The sequence below is a fragment of the Amnimonas aquatica genome, from assembly GCF_002943415.1.
In the GTDB taxonomy this organism is placed as follows: domain Bacteria; phylum Pseudomonadota; class Gammaproteobacteria; order Pseudomonadales; family Moraxellaceae; genus Perlucidibaca; species Perlucidibaca aquatica_A.
The window spans coordinates 1-17,467 of sequence record NZ_PTQZ01000011.1 but is presented as its reverse complement, the minus strand read 5'-3'; the positions used below and the strand labels follow the sequence as shown (position 1 = coordinate 17,467).

20 protein-coding genes are annotated in these 17,467 nt (G+C 67.0%); all 20 read right to left on the bottom strand.

Translation table 11 applies throughout. From position 1 onward, the window contains the following. On the bottom strand, nucleotides 1-389 hold a 389-nt coding region (locus C5O18_RS01320), incomplete at its 3' end, for a hypothetical protein (RefSeq protein WP_146089166.1). Nucleotides 390-470: 81 nt separating this feature from the next. Continuing rightward, nucleotides 471-2,297, bottom strand: a complete 1,827-nt coding sequence (glmS, locus tag C5O18_RS01315; protein WP_105191082.1) for a glutamine--fructose-6-phosphate transaminase (isomerizing) — start codon at nucleotides 2,295-2,297, stop codon at nucleotides 471-473. Nucleotides 2,298-2,353: 56 nt separating this feature from the next. Continuing rightward, nucleotides 2,354-3,724, bottom strand: coding sequence for a bifunctional UDP-N-acetylglucosamine diphosphorylase/glucosamine-1-phosphate N-acetyltransferase GlmU (gene glmU, locus C5O18_RS01310; RefSeq protein WP_105191083.1), 1,371 nt, complete (start codon nucleotides 3,722-3,724; stop codon nucleotides 2,354-2,356). A 78-nt stretch (nucleotides 3,725-3,802) separates the two neighbouring features. Next, nucleotides 3,803-4,294 carry a GNAT family N-acetyltransferase gene (locus C5O18_RS01305; RefSeq protein ID WP_105191081.1) on the bottom strand — a complete coding sequence of 164 codons (492 nt, stop codon included), beginning with the start codon at nucleotides 4,292-4,294 and terminating at the stop codon, nucleotides 3,803-3,805. A gap of 48 nt (nucleotides 4,295-4,342) precedes the next feature. Further along, a complete protein-coding gene (locus C5O18_RS01300) occupies nucleotides 4,343-4,786 on the bottom strand; it encodes a CBS domain-containing protein (protein WP_420884459.1) in 444 nt (147 codons plus the stop codon). A gap of 251 nt (nucleotides 4,787-5,037) precedes the next feature. Further along, complete coding sequence (locus C5O18_RS01295; protein ID WP_105191079.1) at nucleotides 5,038-5,466, bottom strand: F0F1 ATP synthase subunit epsilon; 429 nt, start codon at nucleotides 5,464-5,466, stop codon at nucleotides 5,038-5,040. A gap of 46 nt (nucleotides 5,467-5,512) precedes the next feature. Beyond that, on the bottom strand, nucleotides 5,513-6,907 hold the full coding sequence (gene atpD, locus C5O18_RS01290) for a F0F1 ATP synthase subunit beta (RefSeq protein ID WP_105191078.1): 1,395 nt from the start codon (nucleotides 6,905-6,907) through the stop codon (nucleotides 5,513-5,515). A 44-nt stretch (nucleotides 6,908-6,951) separates the two neighbouring features. Continuing rightward, nucleotides 6,952-7,821 carry a F0F1 ATP synthase subunit gamma gene (gene atpG, locus C5O18_RS01285; protein ID WP_105191077.1) on the bottom strand — a complete coding sequence of 290 codons (870 nt, stop codon included), beginning with the start codon at nucleotides 7,819-7,821 and terminating at the stop codon, nucleotides 6,952-6,954. Nucleotides 7,822-7,875: 54 nt separating this feature from the next. Beyond that, nucleotides 7,876-9,420, bottom strand: a complete 1,545-nt coding sequence (gene atpA / locus C5O18_RS01280; protein ID WP_105191076.1) for a F0F1 ATP synthase subunit alpha — start codon at nucleotides 9,418-9,420, stop codon at nucleotides 7,876-7,878. A 25-nt stretch (nucleotides 9,421-9,445) separates the two neighbouring features. Continuing rightward, nucleotides 9,446-9,982: a F0F1 ATP synthase subunit delta gene (locus C5O18_RS01275; protein WP_105191075.1), complete on the bottom strand. Its 537-nt coding sequence runs from the start codon at nucleotides 9,980-9,982 to the stop codon at nucleotides 9,446-9,448. Between the two features lie 18 nt (nucleotides 9,983-10,000). Continuing rightward, nucleotides 10,001-10,474: a F0F1 ATP synthase subunit B gene (locus C5O18_RS01270; protein WP_105191074.1), complete on the bottom strand. Its 474-nt coding sequence runs from the start codon at nucleotides 10,472-10,474 to the stop codon at nucleotides 10,001-10,003. Nucleotides 10,475-10,543: 69 nt separating this feature from the next. After that, a complete protein-coding gene (atpE, locus tag C5O18_RS01265) occupies nucleotides 10,544-10,789 on the bottom strand; it encodes a F0F1 ATP synthase subunit C (protein ID WP_105191073.1) in 246 nt (81 codons plus the stop codon). Between the two features lie 43 nt (nucleotides 10,790-10,832). Next, nucleotides 10,833-11,681, bottom strand: coding sequence for a F0F1 ATP synthase subunit A (atpB, locus tag C5O18_RS01260; protein WP_105191072.1), 849 nt, complete (start codon nucleotides 11,679-11,681; stop codon nucleotides 10,833-10,835). A 13-nt stretch (nucleotides 11,682-11,694) separates the two neighbouring features. After that, the gene (locus tag C5O18_RS01255; protein ID WP_105191071.1) at nucleotides 11,695-12,093 is read right to left on the bottom strand and encodes an ATP synthase subunit I; all 399 of its coding nucleotides are present in this window, start codon (nucleotides 12,091-12,093) and stop codon (nucleotides 11,695-11,697) included. A gap of 102 nt (nucleotides 12,094-12,195) precedes the next feature. After that, nucleotides 12,196-12,696 carry an START domain-containing protein gene (locus C5O18_RS01250; RefSeq protein ID WP_478209669.1) on the bottom strand — a complete coding sequence of 167 codons (501 nt, stop codon included), beginning with the start codon at nucleotides 12,694-12,696 and terminating at the stop codon, nucleotides 12,196-12,198. Nucleotides 12,697-12,755: 59 nt separating this feature from the next. Further along, the gene (locus C5O18_RS01245; protein ID WP_105191069.1) at nucleotides 12,756-13,643 is read right to left on the bottom strand and encodes a ParB/RepB/Spo0J family partition protein; all 888 of its coding nucleotides are present in this window, start codon (nucleotides 13,641-13,643) and stop codon (nucleotides 12,756-12,758) included. 17 nt (nucleotides 13,644-13,660) lie between these two features. Then, entirely contained in the window at nucleotides 13,661-14,428 is a 768-nt protein-coding gene (locus C5O18_RS01240) for a ParA family protein (protein ID WP_105191068.1), read from the bottom strand. 37 nt (nucleotides 14,429-14,465) lie between these two features. Then, the gene (rsmG, locus tag C5O18_RS01235; RefSeq protein ID WP_105191067.1) at nucleotides 14,466-15,128 is read right to left on the bottom strand and encodes a 16S rRNA (guanine(527)-N(7))-methyltransferase RsmG; all 663 of its coding nucleotides are present in this window, start codon (nucleotides 15,126-15,128) and stop codon (nucleotides 14,466-14,468) included. Next, on the bottom strand, nucleotides 15,128-17,077 hold the full coding sequence (gene mnmG / locus C5O18_RS01230; protein ID WP_105191066.1) for a tRNA uridine-5-carboxymethylaminomethyl(34) synthesis enzyme MnmG: 1,950 nt from the start codon (nucleotides 17,075-17,077) through the stop codon (nucleotides 15,128-15,130). Before mnmG ends, rsmG begins: the two co-directional genes overlap by 1 nt. 188 nt (nucleotides 17,078-17,265) lie before the next feature. Continuing rightward, a partial coding sequence (locus C5O18_RS01225; RefSeq protein WP_146089165.1) for a YceI family protein occupies nucleotides 17,266-17,467 on the bottom strand: 202 nt, incomplete at its 5' end.

Below are 17,467 nucleotides of genomic sequence, written 5' to 3'. Positions count from 1 at the left end.
TCACGCGCATACATGGCCGCGATGGTCAGGAACACCAGGGTCGCCGGCAGCTGCCAGCCCGCCGCCGGCAGCAGGTCGTCCCAGAAGGCATCGCCTTCGCGGATCACCACGAACACGCAGAACAGCGCGAAGATGCGGCAGAGCACATCGAACGAGGCCTGCAGCCTGGCCGTGACCAGGAACACCAGCGCGGCCAGCATGAGCAGCGCGACCTGCGCGTTCTCGATCGGGTCGCCCTCGCCGAAGACCTCGGCGCCTTCGGCGCGCACGATGCGCAGCAGCAGCAGCATGAAGCCGGTGACGAGCACCGTGTAGACCGTGAAACGAAAGGTCACCCCGGCCAGCGTGGCCTTTTCCTCGGCAGTGAGCACCGCCAGCTTGTCCGTCATTGTCCTGTTTCCACTCCAGCTGCGGCCGGAGCATCCGGCCTGTTCCAGACTGCCAGGCCGGGTCGCATCATCCCGCCCGGCTCACTCCACCGTCACCGATTTCGCCAGGTTGCGCGGCTGGTCGACGTCGGTGCCCTTGATCACCGCCACGTGGTACGACAGCAGCTGCAGCGGCACGGTGTAGACGATCGGTGCCACCTCGTCGGCGACGCTGGGCATGGGGAAGACCTTGATGCCCGCCTCCGGGCGCACGTCGGCGGCATGGTCGGCGAACACGTAGAGCACGCCGGCGCGCGCGCGCACCTCCTGCAGGTTCGACTTGAGCTTGTCGATCAGGTCGTTCTTCGGCGCCACCGCCACCACCGGCATGTCGTTGTCGACCAGCGCCAGCGGGCCGTGCTTGAGCTCGCCCGCCGGGTAGGCCTCGGCGTGGATGTAGGAAATCTCCTTGAGCTTCAGCGCCCCTTCCATCGCCACCGGGTACTGCGCGCCACGGCCGAGGAACAGGGTGTGGTGCTTCTCGCCGAACTCCTCGGCGATGCGCTCGATGTCCTTGTCCAGCGCCAGCACGCCGTCCAGCAGCGCCGGCAGCGTGCCCAGCTGCTGCACGATGTCGCGCTCGCGCTCGGCGGACAGCGTGCCCTGGCGACGGCCGGTGGCCAGCACCAGCAGCATCAGCGCCACCAGCTGGGTGGTGAAGGCCTTGGTCGAGGCCACGCCGATCTCGGGACCGGCATGGGTGATGAACGCCAGATCGGACTCGCGCACCAGCGTCGAGGTCGGCACGTTGCAGATGCACAGCGCGCCCAGCGCGCGCGCCTTGACCTCGCGCAGCGCCGCCAGCGTGTCGGCGGTCTCGCCCGACTGCGAAATGGTCACGATCAGCGTGTCCGCCGGCAGCACCGTGGTGCGGTAGCGGAACTCGCTGGCCACCTCGACATGGCAGGACACGCCGGCGATGGCCTCGAACCAGTACTTGGCGACATAGCCGGCGTGATAGCTGGTGCCGCAGGCCAGGATCTGGATGTGCCGCGCCTTCGCCAGCAGCTCGGCGGCCTGCGGTCCGAAGGCGTCGACAGCGACCCGGCCATCGCTGATGCGGCCGTTGAGCGTGCGCTGCACGGCCGCCGGCTGCTCGTAGATCTCCTTCAGCATGTAGTGCTTGTAGCCGCCCTTGCTGCTCGCGTGCAGCGTGGCGTCCAGCTCCACCGCCGGCCGGCGCACCGGTTCGCCGGCGGCGTTCCAGATGCTGACGCGGTTGCGGGCGAGCTCGATGAAGTCGCCTTCCTCGAGGTAGATGAAACGGTTGGTGACCGGCAGCAGCGCGAGCTGGTCGGAGCTGATGAAGTTCTCGCCGATGCCCAGGCCCACCACCAGCGGCGAGCCCTGGCGCACGGCCAGCAGCCGGTCCGGCTCGCAGGCGCGCACGATGCCCAGCGCGAACGCGCCGTGCAGCTGCGCGACCGCGCGGCGCACGGCCTGGAAGTAGTCGCCGCCCTGCTTCAGCTCGGACTGGATCAGGTGCGCCACCACTTCGGTGTCGGTCTGCGAGGTGAACACGTAGCCCTCGCCCTGCAGGCGTTCGCGCAGGCTCTCGTAGTTCTCGATGATGCCGTTGTGCACCACCGCGATGTCGCCGGACATGTGCGGGTGGGCATTGCACTGCGTCGGCGCGCCATGCGTGGCCCAGCGCGTGTGCGCGATGCCGAGGCGGCCGTGGACATCGGCGGCGTGGGCGGCATCGGCCAGCGCCTGCACCTTGCCGGGCTGGCGCTCGCGCACCACCGCGCCCTGGTCGACCACGGCCAGTCCGGCCGAGTCATAGCCCCGGTACTCGAGGCGGCGCAGGCCCTCGATCAGGACATCCGTGACATTGCGCTCGCCAATGGCACCGACAATTCCGCACATGCTGCTCTCCCCGATTCCTGTGATGGCCGGACGAAACGATCCGCCCGGCCCGACGCTTACGCCTTCGGTGTCTTGCGCGGCCGCTGCCAGCCTTCGATGTTCTTCTGCACGGCGCGCGCCACAGCCAGCACGCCATCCGGCACGTCCTTGCTGATGGTGGAGCCTGCGCCCGTGGTCGCGCCGGCGCCGATGCGCACCGGCGCCACCAGCGAATTGTTGGTGCCGATGAAAGCGTCGTCGCCGATCACGGTCCGGTGCTTGCTGGCGCCGTCGTAATTGCAGGTGATGCTGCCTGCGCCGATGTTCACGCCGCTGCCGATCTCGCTGTCACCGAGGTAGGCCAGGTGATTGGCCTTGGCGCCGGTACCCATGCTGGTGGCCTTGGTCTCGACGAAGTTGCCGATGTGCACCTCGTCGCCCAGGCGCGAACCCGGGCGCAGGCGCGCGAACGGGCCGATCTGTGCATTGGCCCCGACCACCGCGGTGTCGATCAGCGAATACGGCCTGATCTCGGTGCCGGCACCGATCTCGCAGTCCTTGAGGATGCAGCCGGCGCCGACACGCACGTTGTCACCCAGCACCACGCGGCCCTCGATGATCACGCCGGCATCCAGCGACACGTCCTGGCCATGCGCCAGGCTGCCGCGGATGTCCAGCCGCGCCGGGTCCAGCACGGTCACGCCGGCACGCATCAGGCCCTCGGCCTGGTGACGCTGCCAGACGCGCTCCAGCGTAGCCAGCTGCAGCTTGTCGTTGACGCCCTCGACCTCCCAGGTGGTGGCCGGATGCACGGCGTTCACCGCCGCGCCGGCGGCAGAAGCCATGCCGATGAGGTCGGTGAGGTAGTACTCGCCCTGCGCATTCTCGTTCTTCAGCGTCGGCAGCCAGTCGTGCAGCAGGCGGTTGGGCACACAGAGAATGCCGGTGTTCACTTCGCTGATGGCGCGCTCGGCCTCGCTGGCATCCTTCTGCTCGACGATGCGGGTGACGCGGCCGCCCTCGCGCACGATGCGGCCGTAGCCGGTCGGATCGGGCAGGTGCACGGTGAGCAGGCCCAGGCTGTCGTCGCCGGGCACGGCCTCGATCAGGCGCTGCAGCGTGGCCACCGAGATCAGCGGCACATCGCCGTAGAGGATCAGCGTGCGGCCCTCGCCCGCCAGCACCGGCAGCGCGACCTGGACGGCATGGCCGGTGCCCTTCTGCTCGGCCTGCAGCACCCAGTCGATCGCCTCGCCGGCGAAGGCCTGCTGCACCACATCACCGCCATGGCCGTAGACCACCACCGGGCGTTCGGCACCGAGCGCGCGCGCGGCGGCCAGCACATGCGCCAGCAGCGGGCGACCGGCCAGCGGCTGCATGACCTTGGGCAGGGACGAACGCATGCGGGTGCCCTTGCCCGCCGCGAGAATGACAACCTGAAGCGCCATGATCACCTGCTGCCCTGCGGCAGATCCTGAAATGACCGTGCATTTTACACGATGGTGACAGTGCGGAAGCGACGCCTGTCAGACAGTCGTCAGCGCCGGGCTGTCGCAGCGCATCCCGACATGGGGAATGCCATCTTCATCGTAGGGGTCGGAGATGGTGGCGAAGCCCAGCGCACCGTAGAAGCCCTGCAGATGCGCCTGGGCGCTGATATGCACCGGCTGTCCCGGCCAGCGCCGCGCCGCCTCGGCCAGACCGCGCCGCATCAGTTCGCCACCGAGGCCATGACCGCGCAGGTCGGCGCGTGTCAGCACGCGGCCGATCACCGGGCCGGGCCGCTTCACGCCCGGCGCCAGCAGGCGCAGGCAGGCCGCTACCTGCGCGCCCTCCCAGGCGACCAGATGCAGCGCATCCTGGTCCAGGCCATCCAGCTCCTGGTAGGCGCAGCGCTGCTCGACCACGAACACCGCCTCGCGCAGGGCCAGCAGGGCATAGAGCTCGCCGGTGGAGAGCTCCGCGAAGGAGGCCAGCTGCCAGCGCAGTGCCGGCGTCGTGGCGCTCGTCATCGTCATGCCGGCAGGCCGGCGCCGCGGCGGCGCCGGGACCGCTGGCGGCGCCCGTCAGCCATGCTCGCCCCGGATGTACTGCTCCAGGTGATCGATGATGTTCTGCTGCTCGGAAATGACATCCTTCACCAGGTCGCCGATGGACACCAGACCGATGAGGCGCTGCGCCTCGTCCAGCACCGGCAGGTGGCGCAGGCGGCGCTCGGTCATGAGCGTCATGCACTGCTCGGTGCTCTGCTCCGGGCCGACATGCACGACCTGGCTGCTCATGATGTCGCTGACCGCGGTGTCGTACGACGAGCGCTCCATCAGCACCACCTTGCGGGCGTAGTCACGCTCGCTGATGATGCCGACCACTCGGTCGCCCTCGGTCACCACCAGCGCGCCGATGCCCTTGTCGGCCATCAGCGTGATGGCCTCAAGCACCGTGGCGGCGGGCGTGATGGTGTAGACGGCCTGGCTGGGCTTGGATTGCAGCAGATGCATCACGGTCTTCACGGCGACTCCCCTTCTCTCCATGACGCCGGCTCCGGCACGCCGGGCAATCCCATGCGAACCATCCGGTCTCTGACCGTTTGTACCATGCCCGCCGGCACATCGCGAGCGGCCGGAAGTCTGATGCCGCGGTTTTTCGATCCTGTCGAGCGCGGCACCACCGGCGGCGCCCAAGCACGAAAATCAGACACGAAAATCAGACATGAAAAAGGGCAGCCGAAGCTGCCCTTTTCCTGCGCGGATCGCTGAACGGATCAGCCGCGTCCGGCGCGGTTCTTCATGGCCTGCAGCGTGCGCAGCTGGGCTGCGGCTTCGGCCAGCGCGGCCAGCGCGGCGGAGGTGTCCATCTCGCCCTTCTGGTTCGCCAGTGCCTCGGCAGCGGCCTTGCGTGCCTCGACGGCAGCCGCTTCATCGACATCGGCAGCACGCACGGCCGTATCGGCCAGCACGGTGACGACGGTCGGCTGCACTTCCAGCACACCGCCGGAAACGTAGTAGATCAGCTCGCTGCCATCTTCCAGCAGGATGCGGATCGGGCCGGGTGCGAGCTGCGTCAGCAGCGGCGCGTGACCCGACGTGATGCCGAGGTCGCCGAGCAGACCATGGGCAACGACCATCTTGGCGCTGCCGGCATAGATCGACTCTTTCGCACTGACGATATCGCAGTGGATCGTGTTCGCCATGTTCTACTCCTGAGCTGCTGCCCCCGGATCACGGGGGCACGAGCCATTACAGCTTCTTGGACTTCTCAACGGCTTCGTCGATGCCACCAACCATGTAGAAGGCCTGTTCCGGCATGTGGTCGTACTCGCCGGCCAGGATGCCCTTGAAGCCACGGATGGTTTCCTTCAGCGAAACGTACTTGCCCGGCGAGCCGGTGAACACTTCGGCGACGTGGAACGGCTGCGACAGGAAGCGCTGGATCTTGCGCGCGCGGTACACGACGAGCTTGTCTTCTTCCGACAGTTCGTCCATGCCCAGGATCGCGATGATGTCCTTCAGTTCCTTGTAGCGCTGCAGCACGGTCTGCACGCCGCGGGCGACCGCGTAGTGCTCTTCGCCGACGACCAGCGGATCGAGCTGACGCGAGGTCGAGTCCAGCGGGTCCACGGCCGGGTAGATACCCAGCGAGGCGATGTCACGCGACAGCACGACGGTGGCGTCGAGGTGGGCGAAGGTGGTCGCCGGGCTCGGGTCGGTGAGGTCGTCGGCGGGCACGTAGACGGCCTGGATCGAGGTGATCGAGCCGTTCTTCGTGGAGGTGATGCGCTCCTGCAGAACGCCCATTTCCTCGGCCAGCGTCGGCTGGTAGCCCACGGCGGACGGCATGCGGCCGAGCAGCGCGGACACTTCGGTACCGGCCAGCGTGTAGCGGTAGATGTTGTCGACGAACAGCAGCACGTCGCGGCCCTTGCCGGCTTCGTCCTTCTCGTCGCGGAAGTACTCGGCCATGGTCAGGCCGGTCAGCGCGACGCGCAGACGGTTTCCGGGAGGCTCGTTCATCTGGCCGTAGACCATGGCGACCTTGTCGAGAACGCCCGAGTCCTTCATTTCGTGGTAGAAGTCGTTGCCTTCACGGGTACGCTCACCGACGCCGGCGAACACGGACAGACCGCTGTGCGCCTTGGCGATGTTGTTGATGAGCTCCATCATGTTCACGGTCTTGCCGACGCCGGCGCCGCCGAACAGGCCGACCTTGCCGCCCTTGGCGAACGGGCACAGCAGGTCGATGACCTTGATGCCGGTTTCCAGCAGCTCGGTGCCGCCCGACTGCTCGTCGTACGACGGGGCCTTGCGGTGGATGGACCAGGTGGTCTCGGTCTCGACCGGGCCGGCTTCGTCTTCCGGCTGGCCGAGCACGTTCATGATGCGACCCAGGGTGCCCTTGCCGACCGGCACGCTGATCGGACCGCCGGTGTTGCCGACCGGCAGGCCGCGCTTCAGGCCTTCGGTGGAACCCATGGCGATCGTGCGCACGATGCCGTCGCCCAGCTGCTGCTGGACTTCCAGGGTGGTCGAGGTCGCTTCCACCTTGAGGGCGTCATAGACCTTGGGAACGCTGTCGCGCGGGAATTCGACGTCGATGACGGCGCCGATGATCTGGACGATACGACCGCTGCTCATGGGTTTATCCTCTCAATCCTAAATACAGGTGGGCAGCGCCTGGCTCAGACGGCCGCGGCGCCACCGACGATTTCCGAAATTTCCTGGGTGATCGCAGCCTGACGCAGCTTGTTGTACACCAGCTGCAGGTTGCGGATCAGTTCACCGGCGTTGTCCGTCGCGGCCTTCATGGCCACCATGCGGGCCGCCATTTCACAGGCCACGTTCTCGACCACACCCTGGTACACCTGCGACTCGATGAAGCGAACCAGCAGGGCATCGAGCAGCGGCTTGGCTTCCGGCTCGTACAGATAGTCCCAGTTGTAGTTGCGCTCGCCGATGCCGTCGTCACCCGAGGCGTCCAGCGGCAGCAGCTGCTGCAGCGTCGGCTTCTGCGTCATGGTGTTCACGAACTCGTTGGACACCAGGTACAGGCGGTCGATCCTGCCTTCGTCGAAGTGATCGAGCATGACCTTGATGCTGCCGATCAGCGCTTCCAGGGAAGGCTGGTCGCCCATGTGGGTCTTCGCCGCCACCACCTTGCCGCCGACATTCTTGAAGAAGGTCGTGGCCTTGGTGCCGATCAGGCAGAACTCGGCTTCGACACCCTGCTCGCGGTAGGCGCGCACGGAGCTCACCACCTGCTTGAACAGGTTGATGTTGAGGCCGCCGCACAGACCACGGTCCGACGACACCACGATGTAACCGACACGCTTGACCGGACGCTCGACCAGGTAGGCATGCTTGTACTCGGGCGTTGCGTGGGCAACGTGAGCCACCACCTGGCGGATCTTCTGCGCATAGGGCTTGCCGGCCGCCATGCGTTCCTGGGCCTTGCGCATCTTGGAGGCGGCCACGAGCTGCATCGCCTTCGTGATCTTCTGCGTGCTCTTGATGCTCGCAACCTTGACGCGGATTTCTTTTAAGCTGGCCATAGCCTCACCATCTCTGCTGTGTTCAGGCCCGGCTCGCGCCGGGCCACCACTTGCTTACCAGCTCTGCGTGGCCTTGAACTTCTCGATGCCTTCGCGCAGCGCGGCTTCGATCTTGCCGTCGTAGTTCGCGGTGGCATTGATGTCGTCCACCAGCGCCTTGTGCTCGCTGCCGAAGTAGGCGTGCAGGGCGGCTTCGAAGGCCAGCACCTTGTTGACCGGCACGTCGTTGAGGTAGCCCTCGTTGACGGCGAAGATCGACAGGGCCATGTCGGCGATCGACAGCGGCGCGAACTGCTTCTGCTTCATCAGCTCGGTAACGCGCTGACCCAGCTCCAGCTGCTTTCGGGTGGCTTCGTCGAGGTCGGAGGCGAACTGCGCGAAGGCAGCCAGTTCACGGTACTGGGCCAGCGAGGTACGGATACCGCCGGACAGCTTCTTGATGATCTTGGTCTGGGCCGCGCCACCGACGCGGGACACCGAGATACCGGCGTTGACGGCCGGACGGATGCCCGAGTTGAACAGCGAGGTTTCCAGGAAGATCTGGCCGTCGGTGATCGAGATCACGTTGGTCGGCACGAACGCGGACACGTCGCCGGCCTGCGTTTCGATGATCGGCAGCGCGGTCAGCGAGCCGGTCTTGCCGGTCACGGCACCGTTGGTGAACTTCTCGACATACTCGGCGGACACGCGGGAAGCGCGCTCCAGCAGACGGCTGTGGAGATAGAACACGTCGCCCGGGTAGGCTTCGCGTCCGGGCGGACGGCGCAGCAGCAGCGAGATCTGGCGGTAGGCCACGGCCTGCTTGGACAGGTCGTCATAGATGATCAGGGCGTCTTCGCCGCGATCACGGAAGTATTCGCCCATGGTGCAGCCTGAGTACGGTGCCAGGAACTGCATGGACGGGGCATCGGCAGCGGCGGCGGCGACGACCGTGGTGTAGGCCATGGCGCCGAACTCTTCGAGCTTGCGCACGACGTTGGCGATGGTCGACTGCTTCTGGCCGACGGCGACGTAGACGCACTTAATGCCCGAGCTCTTCTGGGCAATGATGGCGTCGATGGCCAGCGCGGTCTTGCCGGTCTGACGGTCGCCGATGATCAGCTCGCGCTGGCCGCGACCGATGGGGATCATGGCGTCGACGGACTTGTAGCCGGTCTGCACCGGCTGGTCCACGGACTGGCGCCAGATCACGCCCGGAGCGACCTTTTCGACCGCGTCGGTGAGCTGGGCGTTGATCGGGCCCTTGCCATCGATCGGGTTGCCGAGGGCGTCGACCACGCGGCCCAGCAGTTCCGGACCGACCGGCACTTCCAGGATGCGGCCGGTGCAGCGGGCCTTCTGGCCTTCCTGCAGACCCAGGTAGCCACCCAGCACGACGGCGCCGACGGAGTCCTGCTCGAGGTTGAGGGCCATGCCGTAGACACCGCCGTCGAACTCGATCATTTCGCCGTACATGACGTCGGCCAGACCGTGAATGCGCACGATACCGTCGGAAACGCCGACGATGGTGCCTTCGTTACGCGCTTCAGCGGACGCATTCAGGTCCGTGATGCGGCTCTTGATCAGCTCGCTGATCTCGGAGGGATTCAGATGCTGCATGATGCTCTCTTCCTCGAAGGAAATATCAAGTGTTCAGGGTCGCGCGAAGCTTGCCCAGCTTGCCTCTGACGGAGGCATCGATGACCAGGTCGCCGGCACGGATGACGGCGCCGCCGATCAGGCTGGCGTCGACACCGCTGCTGACGTTGACCTGACGCGCGAGCTTCTCGGTCAGGGTCCGGGCCAGCGCCTGCGTCTGCGCATCATCGAGCGCATAGGCAGCCGTCACCTCGACGTCCACCGCGCCTTCGGCCTCGGCACGCAGCGCCTCGAACAGGCTGCTGATGGCCGGCAGGGCCGCCAGGCGCTTGTTGGCGGCCAGGTTGCTGATGAAGTTGCGGGCGTCGTCGTCGAGACGATCGCCAACCACCTTCAGCACCGCATCTGCCTGTTCGGCCGCACCCAGCGTCGGACGCGCGATGTACTGCTTGAACGCTGCATCGTCGACCACCGCGGCGGCGAGCGCCAGCATGGACGACCAGGCAGCCAGCTGACCCTTGCCGCGGGCGTGCTCGAAAGCCGCCTTGGCGTAGGGTCGAGCCACTGTCGTTAATTCAGCCATGACGGTCTCGTGGGCCTCTTATTTGAGCTCGGTAGCCAGCTGATCGAGCATGCCGGCGTGCCTGGAGGCGTCGACTTCGGCCTGCAGGATCTTCTCGGCACCGGCGACGGCCAGGGCAGCGACCTGCTGACGCAGGGCATCGCGGGCACCGGCAATTTCCTGCTCGATGTCGGCGCGGGCCTGGGCCAGGATGCGCTCGGCTTCGGCCGAAGCCTGGGCCTTGACCTCGTCAGCCACCTGACCGGCACGGCGGTTGGCCTGCTCGATCAGGGCGGCGGCCTGCTGCTTGGCGACCTGCAGCTCCTGGGCGACCTGCGCATGCGCGGCCTCCAGATCCTGCTTGGCCTTGTCGGCAGCATTCAGGCCATCGGCAATGCGCTTCTGGCGGTCGGCCAGGGCGGCAGTGACCGGAGGCCACACGAACTTCATGCAGAACCAGACGAAGATCGCGAACGCGATGGCCTGGCCTACCAGTGTGAAGTTGATGTTCACGCTATCACCTCTTGTCCTGTTGCATTCAGCGGACCGCAGGGTCCGCGACTATCGATCGCTGGCGACCGATTACTGAATGAACGGGTTGGCGAACAGCAGGAACAGGCCGATACCGACACCGATCATGGGCACGGCGTCGAGCAGACCGGCGACGATGAACATCTTGACCTGCAGCTGCGGAGCCAGTTCCGGCTGACGGGCAGCGCCTTCCAGGAACTTGCCGCCGAGCAGACCGAAGCCGACGGCGGTGCCCAGGGCGCCCAGGCCGATCAGGAGGGCAACAGCGATCAGGTTGAGGCCAGTGATGTATTCCATTTGAGTTTCCTCTTAGGGGGTTGGTTGCAGATTGAGTTACGGGTTAGTGGTCGTGCTTTTCCGAGGCCATGCTCAGATACACAATGGTCAGCATCATGAACACGAACGCCTGCAGCGTGATGATCAGGATGTGGAAGATCGCCCAGGGCACGGACAGCGCCCACTGCAGGTACCAGGGCAGCAGCGCGATCAGGATGAAGATCAGCTCGCCGGCGTACATGTTGCCGAACAGTCGCAGCGCCAGCGAGATCGGCTTGGCGATCAGGGCGATGCCTTCCAGCAGCAGGTTGAACCAGGACAGCCAGATGGTGTTGAAGGGGTGGAAGGTCAGTTCCTTGGCGAAGCCGCCGACACCCTTCATCTTGATGCTGTAGAACACGATCAGCACGAACACGGACAGGCCCATGCCGAGGGTGGCATTGACGTCGGTGGTCGGCACGAACTTGAAGTAGACCGCGTGCGGGTCGGCGCCGAAGACGCCGGTACCGATCAGCTGGGCGAGCGTGGGCAGGAAGTCGATCGGCACCAGGTCGAGCAGGTTCATCAGGAAGACCCAGACGAAGATGGTCAGGGCCAGCGGGGCGATGAGCTTGGAAGTACCGTGGTAGGTGTCCTTGACGTTGGACTGCACGAACTCGACGATCACCTCGACGAAATTCTGCAGGCCGCCCGGCACGCCGGCCGTGGCGCGCTTGGCCGCCAGGCGGAAGAGCCAGCAGAAGAAGATGCCGAGGAAGATGGAAACCGCCAGCGTGTCGACATGCACGGCGTTGAAGCCCATGGCGGACGCTTCCTGCTTGGTGTGCGCGAAGCTCCAGCCGTTTTCCGGGTGATAACCGTAAGTCAGGTTGGTCAGGTGGTGCTTGATGTACTCGGTGGAATTACCAGCCATTAGTCTCTACCCATCAGCGCTGCGTCCGTCTGGATGTGAGCGGCACGATCCAGGCGACGAGCTGTTCCAAAACAAAACTGGCAAACAGCCAGCCGGGTTCGACGGCCTTGTAACCGGCGAACACGGCGGCGAACAGGAGAGCGGTGAGCACGAACTTGCCGGCCGCTCCCCTGTAAAAATCCTGCACAATGTGCTGCGCGGAGGTTGCACCGGCGTGACGAAAGGCGCGGAAGACAAAATACGCCTGGCCGATGACCGCTATGCCCGCGCCCGCCAGCGCCGACAACCCTGCATGGGTGCCTGCGGACAGGAGTGCGATCAGAAAGAGCAGCGCCAGCAGCCGTAGCTGCCATTTCAACTGCTGAACCGCAGGTTGCACATCCACCAGCGGCTGCGGCTTGCTGACCGTCATCACTTACTCGCGAACCAACGCGTCGGACCTGCAGCAGGTCCGGCACAATGCCTTGAAAGCGCGCGGATTATAGGGGAGCTGCCGATCAAAGGGCAACCAGCTTCAGCGGACTTTTCCGGCCGCAATTTTNAGCCCGCCGGGCTCTCCCGAGCCCCAGAGCTCGACGCGGACCTGGTTGCCGCCGGCCGGCGACAGCTTCCAGGTGGTCTGCATGTTGGTCATGCGCAGACGCTCGGGCTGCGCGGCGATCCAGCCGCTGACCGACTGCGAGCGGATGGTGACGGCGCCGTCATCCTGGCTGCGACGCAGGCGCACCACGGCGTCACGAGCCCGGAACGGATACGGCAGCTTGTACTGCATGTAGATCCAGGCCTCGCTGCTCTGGCGCTTGAGCACGCGGGCATGGGTCACGCGCGAGGCCCATTCCGGCATGGCAGGGACATCGGCCAGCACGGCCTCGACCTGGGCCACGCTGCCGGGCATGTGGGTGACCGCGTAGAGGTCGTCGTAGGCGCTGTCGTCGCGGTCGCGCTGGTAGACGCGGATGTCGCGCTCGCTGTCCTGCTTGCGCAGCGCCCAGTCGCTGCTCCAGGCCGCCGGCATCCACGCCGCCGGGAGGGCGGCGAGGCAGGCCAGCAGGAGCATGCGCGGCACGGCCGGTCTCAGCGGATGTGCGCCAGGATGCCGTCCAGCTCATCCAGCGAATTGTAGGAAATGACCAGACGGCCCTTGCCGCGCGCGTTGCAGTCGATCTGCACCGCCGCGCCCAGGCGCTCGGACAGGTCCTCCTGCAGCTTGCGCACGTTCGGGTCCTGCGCGCGCGGTGCGGCGTCGGGCTTCTCGGCCAAGAGCTGGCGCACCAGCGCCTCGGTCTGGCGCACCGACAGGCCCTTCTCCACGACCTGGCGCGAAGCCGCCAGCTGCTGCTCCTGCGGCAGCGCCAGCAGCGCGCGGGCGTGGCCCATGTCGAGGTCGCCGTGGGCCAGCGAACGCTTCACCTCCTCGTGCAGGCCGAGCAGGCGCATGAGGTTGGTGACGGCGACGCGCGACTTGCCGACGGCGTCGGCGACCTGCTGGTGGGTAAGCTTGAACTCGTCGGCGAAGCGCTGCATGGCCAGCGCCTCTTCCAGCGGATTGAGGTCTTCGCGCTGGATGTTCTCGATCAGCGCCAGGGCGATCGCGGCTTCATCGCTGAAATCGCGGATGAGCGCGGGCACGCTGTCGAGGCCGGCGATCTGCGCGGCGCGCCAGCGGCGCTCGCCGGCGATGATCTCGAAGCGCCGCTCCGCCAGCGAACGCACGACGATGGGCTGCAGGATGCCCTGGGCGCGGATCGAGTCCGCCAGCTCCTGCAGCGCCTCGGGATCCATTTCCCGGCGCGGCTGGTAGCGGCCGCGCTCCAGCCACTCGATGGGCAGCTGCTTGAGCTCGCCGGCCGGGCCCTGGCCGGAGGCCACGGCGGTGACCTCTTCCTGGACCTTGCGCACGGTGCCCAGCAGGGCATCCAGTCCGCGCCCTCCGCCGAGGCCCCTCTTCTTCGTCGTTGCCATTGCCTGTCTGTCCTCCCTCAGCCGCGCTTCTGGCGGCGCAGCAGCTCGGATGCCAGCGCCAGGTAGGCCATGGCGCCGCGAGAATGCTTGTCGTACTGCAACGCCGGCAGGCCGTGCGCCGGCGCCTCGGCCAGTCGCACGTTGCGCGGCACGATGGTGTTGAGCACCTGGTCACCGAAATGGCTGATGAGCTCGCGCGACACATCATTGGCCAGCGTGTTGCGGGGATCGAACATGGTGCGCAGGATGCCGGCGATGTGCAGCCCCGGGTTCGCGGTCTCGGCTACACGCTCGATGGTACGGGTCAGCGCCGCCAGCCCCTCCAGCGCATAGTACTCGCACTGCATGGGAATGATGACGCCGTCGGCGGCGACCAGGCCGTTCAGGGTCAGCATGCTCAGCGACGGCGCGCAGTCGATGACGATGGCATCGTAGCGGCCGGCCACCGGCGCCAGCGCCAGGCGCAGGCGCTGCTCCTTCTCCGCGACGTCGAGCAGCTCGACCTCGGCGGCGGTGAGGTCGCCGTTGGCCGGCAGCAGATCGTAGCCGCCCTCGACCGCGATCACCGTGTCGGCCGCTGGCACGCCGCCCAGCAGCACATCATAGATGGTGTGCTCGAGCTCGTTCTTGGACACGCCCGAACCGGTGCTGGCATTGCCCTGAGGATCCAGGTCGACCAGCAGCACGCGTCGGCGCGTCGCCGCCAGCGAGGCGGCCAGGTTGACGCTGGTCGTGGTCTTGCCGACGCCGCCCTTCTGGTTGGCGACCGCAAAAATCTTGTCCATGGGAGTTCCCCGGCGACGGCCCGTGGCCGCCTGCCTGTTATTGCGCCGGCCGCAACACGATCAGGTGTCGGGCATCCGCTGCAAAGGGTACCCGCAATGCGGGGGTCTTTTCGAGTGCCGCGACGGGGGGTAGCGCGGCCAGCTCGTCAGCCGGCACGTGGCCCTTCATGGCCAGCCAGCGTCCGCCGGGCGCCAGCAGGTGTCCGGTGCCGTCGACCATGTCGGCGAGACTGGCGAAGGCACGGCTGCTGATCTGCGCATAGCTGCCCTCGTGTTCCTCGCAGCGCGCGGTCACCACGGTGACATTGGCCACGTCCAGCTCGGCGGCCATCTGCTTGAGGAAACGGGTCTTCTTGCCGTTGGAGTCGAGCAGCGTCACCGGCAGATCCGGGCGCACCAGCGCGATGATGAAGCCGGGCAGGCCGGCACCGGTGCCGATGTCGATCAGCGCGCCCTCGCCCACGTGCGGCAGGATGCTCAGGCTGTCGAGCAGGTGCTTGTCGACCATCTCCAGCGGATCGCGGATGGCGGTGAGGTTGAAGGCCTGGTTCCACTTCACCAGCCCGGCCAGGTAGGCCAGCAGGCGCGCGAGCACGTCCGGCCCGACTTCGGCGGACAGCTCCATCTGCGCGATGCCCTCGCGCAGGCGGCGTTCCGCCTGCGCCGGCCAGTCGGCCGCCAGCCGCTGCGACTTCGCCATCAGACCGCCCCCGCCTGTGCCGCCGTCTGCCGGGCGCGGCCCTGCTTCTTGAGCGTGATCATGAGCAGCGACACCGCCGCCGGCGTCACGCCGGGAATGCGGCCGGCCTGCGCCAGCGTTTCCGGGCGGCCGTCCTTGAGTTTCTGGCGCACCTCGTTGGACAGACCCTTGACCGCGTCGTAGTCGAAGCCGGACGGCAGCGCCAGTCCCTCCTGCAGCCGCAGGCGCTCGACCTCCTCGCCCTGGCGGTCGACATAGCCGGCGTACTTCACGGCGATCTCGATCTGCTCGCCGACGATCTGCTCAGCAATGCCCTGCCCGGCCGCGTCCTGTCCGGCACCCTGCAAGGCGTCAGGCCGGGCCGGCGGCGACAGCTCGGCCAGCTGCGCGTAGCTCACCTGCGGCCGCTTGAGCAGATCGAGCAGATGACTCTCGCGGCTCAGCTCCTGCCCGGTCAGCTCGCTGAAGCGCGCGGCCAGCGCCGAGCCCGGATGCGCCCAGGTCGCCTTCAGGCGCGCGGTCTCGGCGGCGATGGCCTCCTGCTTGGCGCAGAACGCGGCCCAGCGCGCGTCATCGACCAGGCCCAGCTCGCGGCCCTTTTCGGTCAGGCGGGTGTCGGCGTTGTCTTCGCGCAGCATGAGGCGGTACTCGGCGCGCGAGGTGAACATGCGGTAGGGCTCGCGCGTGCCCAGCGTGATCAGATCATCCACCAGCACGCCGGTGTAGGCCTGGTCGCGGGTCGGATACCAGCCTTCCTTTTCCTGCGCGCGCAGGCCGGCGTTGAGGCCGGCGAGCAGGCCCTGCGCGCCCGCCTCCTCGTAACCGGTGGTGCCGTTGATCTGGCCGGCGAAAAACAGGTTGCGGATGACCTTGGTCTCCAGCGTGTGCTGCAGGTCCTGCGGGTTGAAGTAGTCGTACTCGATGGCATAGCCGGGCCGCGTGATGTGCGCGTGCTCCATGCCGCGGATCGAGCGCACCAGCGCCAGCTGGACATCGAAGGGCAGCGAGGTGGAAATGCCGTTCGGGTAAAGCTCGTGGGTGTTCAGGCCTTCCGGCTCGATGAACACCTGGTGCGAATCCTTGTCGGCGAAGCGGTGGATCTTGTCCTCGATCGACGGGCAGTAGCGCGGCCCCACACCCTCGATGACGCCGGTGTACATCGGCGAACGATCCAGACCGCCGCGGATGATGTCGTGCGTCTGCAGGTTGGTGTGGGTGATCCAGCAGTTGACCTGCTCGGGGTGCAGGTCGCGGCTGCCGAGGAAGGACATGACCGGACGCGGCGTGTCGCCGGGCTGGGCCTGCATCACCGAGAAATCCACCGATTTGGCGTCGATGCGCGGCGGCGTGCCGGTCTTCAGGCGGCCGACGCGCAGCGGCAGCTCGCGCAGGCGCTGCGCGAGCGCGATCGAGGGCGGGTCGCCGGCACGGCCGCCGCGGTGGTTCTCCATGCCGATGTGGATGGTGCCGCCGAGGAAGGTGCCAGTGGTCAGCACCACCGTCTTCGTACTGAAGCGGATGCCGGTCTGGGTGACCACGCCCTTCACCGTCTCGCCCACCACCACCAGATCGTCGGCGGCCTGCTGGAAGATGTCGAGGTTGGCCTGGTTCTCCAGCACGGCGCGGATGGCGGCCTTGTACAGCGCACGGTCGGCCTGGGCGCGGGTGGCGCGCACGGCCGGTCCCTTGCGGCTGTTGAGCACGCGGAACTGGATGCCGGCGCGGTCGGTGGCCAGCGCCATGGCGCCGCCGAGGGCATCGATCTCTTTCACCAGGTGCGACTTGCCGATGCCGCCGATGGCCGGGTTGCAGCTCATCTGTCCCAGCGTCTCGACGTTGTGCGTCAGCAGCAGCGTGGCGCAGCCCATGCGCGCGGCCGCCAGCGCGGCCTCGGTGCCGGCGTGGCCGCCGCCGATGACGATGACATCGTAGGTCTTGGGATAGTGCATGCTCGGACCGCCTGTCGACGCGCTGCGGGCGCGACGCCTAACCTGGGAGGGCGGCGATTATACGGGCTGCGGCCGGCCGGCATCCAGTTCAAATTTTGAGCAGCTGCTTTTGCACAGCTACCGCGCCATGAAAGCGAAAGGGCCGGACGGATGATCCGCCCGGCCCCTTCCGGCGCAACCGCCGCCGCTCAGTTCTCGGCCTTGGTCTCGGCGGCCTTCTTGTCCAGCGCCTTCTGCCAGGCCGAGGCCTCGATGGCCTCGACGGTGATCTCGACGGTCAGCTCGTCACCGACCACCGGCACGTACTTGCCGAGGCCGAAGTCGGAGCGCTTCAGCGTGGTGGTGGCGTTGAAACCGGCCGCCGGCGCGTTGTCGTAGAACGGGTGACCG

What these genes read in the sequence shown, in the direction of transcription:
- glmS (WP_105191082.1), bottom strand. Translation starts at nt 2,297, where the DNA reads ATGTGCGGAATTGTCGGTGCCATTGGCGAGCGCAATGTCACGGATGTC.
- atpD (WP_105191078.1), bottom strand. Translation starts at nt 6,907, where the DNA reads ATGAGCAGCGGTCGTATCGTCCAGATCATCGGCGCCGTCATCGACGTC.
- C5O18_RS01245 (WP_105191069.1), bottom strand. Translation starts at nt 13,643, where the DNA reads ATGGCAACGACGAAGAAGAGGGGCCTCGGCGGAGGGCGCGGACTGGAT.
- C5O18_RS01240 (WP_105191068.1), bottom strand. Translation starts at nt 14,428, where the DNA reads ATGGACAAGATTTTTGCGGTCGCCAACCAGAAGGGCGGCGTCGGCAAG.
- atpG (WP_105191077.1), bottom strand. Translation starts at nt 7,821, where the DNA reads ATGGCCAGCTTAAAAGAAATCCGCGTCAAGGTTGCGAGCATCAAGAGC.
- mnmG (WP_105191066.1), bottom strand. Translation starts at nt 17,077, where the DNA reads ATGCACTATCCCAAGACCTACGATGTCATCGTCATCGGCGGCGGCCAC.
- atpE (WP_105191073.1), bottom strand. Translation starts at nt 10,789, where the DNA reads ATGGAATACATCACTGGCCTCAACCTGATCGCTGTTGCCCTCCTGATC.
- C5O18_RS01305 (WP_105191081.1), bottom strand. Translation starts at nt 4,294, where the DNA reads ATGACGATGACGAGCGCCACGACGCCGGCACTGCGCTGGCAGCTGGCC.
- atpB (WP_105191072.1), bottom strand. Translation starts at nt 11,681, where the DNA reads ATGGCTGGTAATTCCACCGAGTACATCAAGCACCACCTGACCAACCTG.
- rsmG (WP_105191067.1), bottom strand. Translation starts at nt 15,128, where the DNA reads ATGGCGAAGTCGCAGCGGCTGGCGGCCGACTGGCCGGCGCAGGCGGAA.
- atpA (WP_105191076.1), bottom strand. Translation starts at nt 9,420, where the DNA reads ATGCAGCATCTGAATCCCTCCGAGATCAGCGAGCTGATCAAGAGCCGC.
- C5O18_RS01295 (WP_105191079.1), bottom strand. Translation starts at nt 5,466, where the DNA reads ATGGCGAACACGATCCACTGCGATATCGTCAGTGCGAAAGAGTCGATC.
- C5O18_RS01275 (WP_105191075.1), bottom strand. Translation starts at nt 9,982, where the DNA reads ATGGCTGAATTAACGACAGTGGCTCGACCCTACGCCAAGGCGGCTTTC.
- C5O18_RS01255 (WP_105191071.1), bottom strand. Translation starts at nt 12,093, where the DNA reads ATGACGGTCAGCAAGCCGCAGCCGCTGGTGGATGTGCAACCTGCGGTT.
- glmU (WP_105191083.1), bottom strand. Translation starts at nt 3,724, where the DNA reads ATGGCGCTTCAGGTTGTCATTCTCGCGGCGGGCAAGGGCACCCGCATG.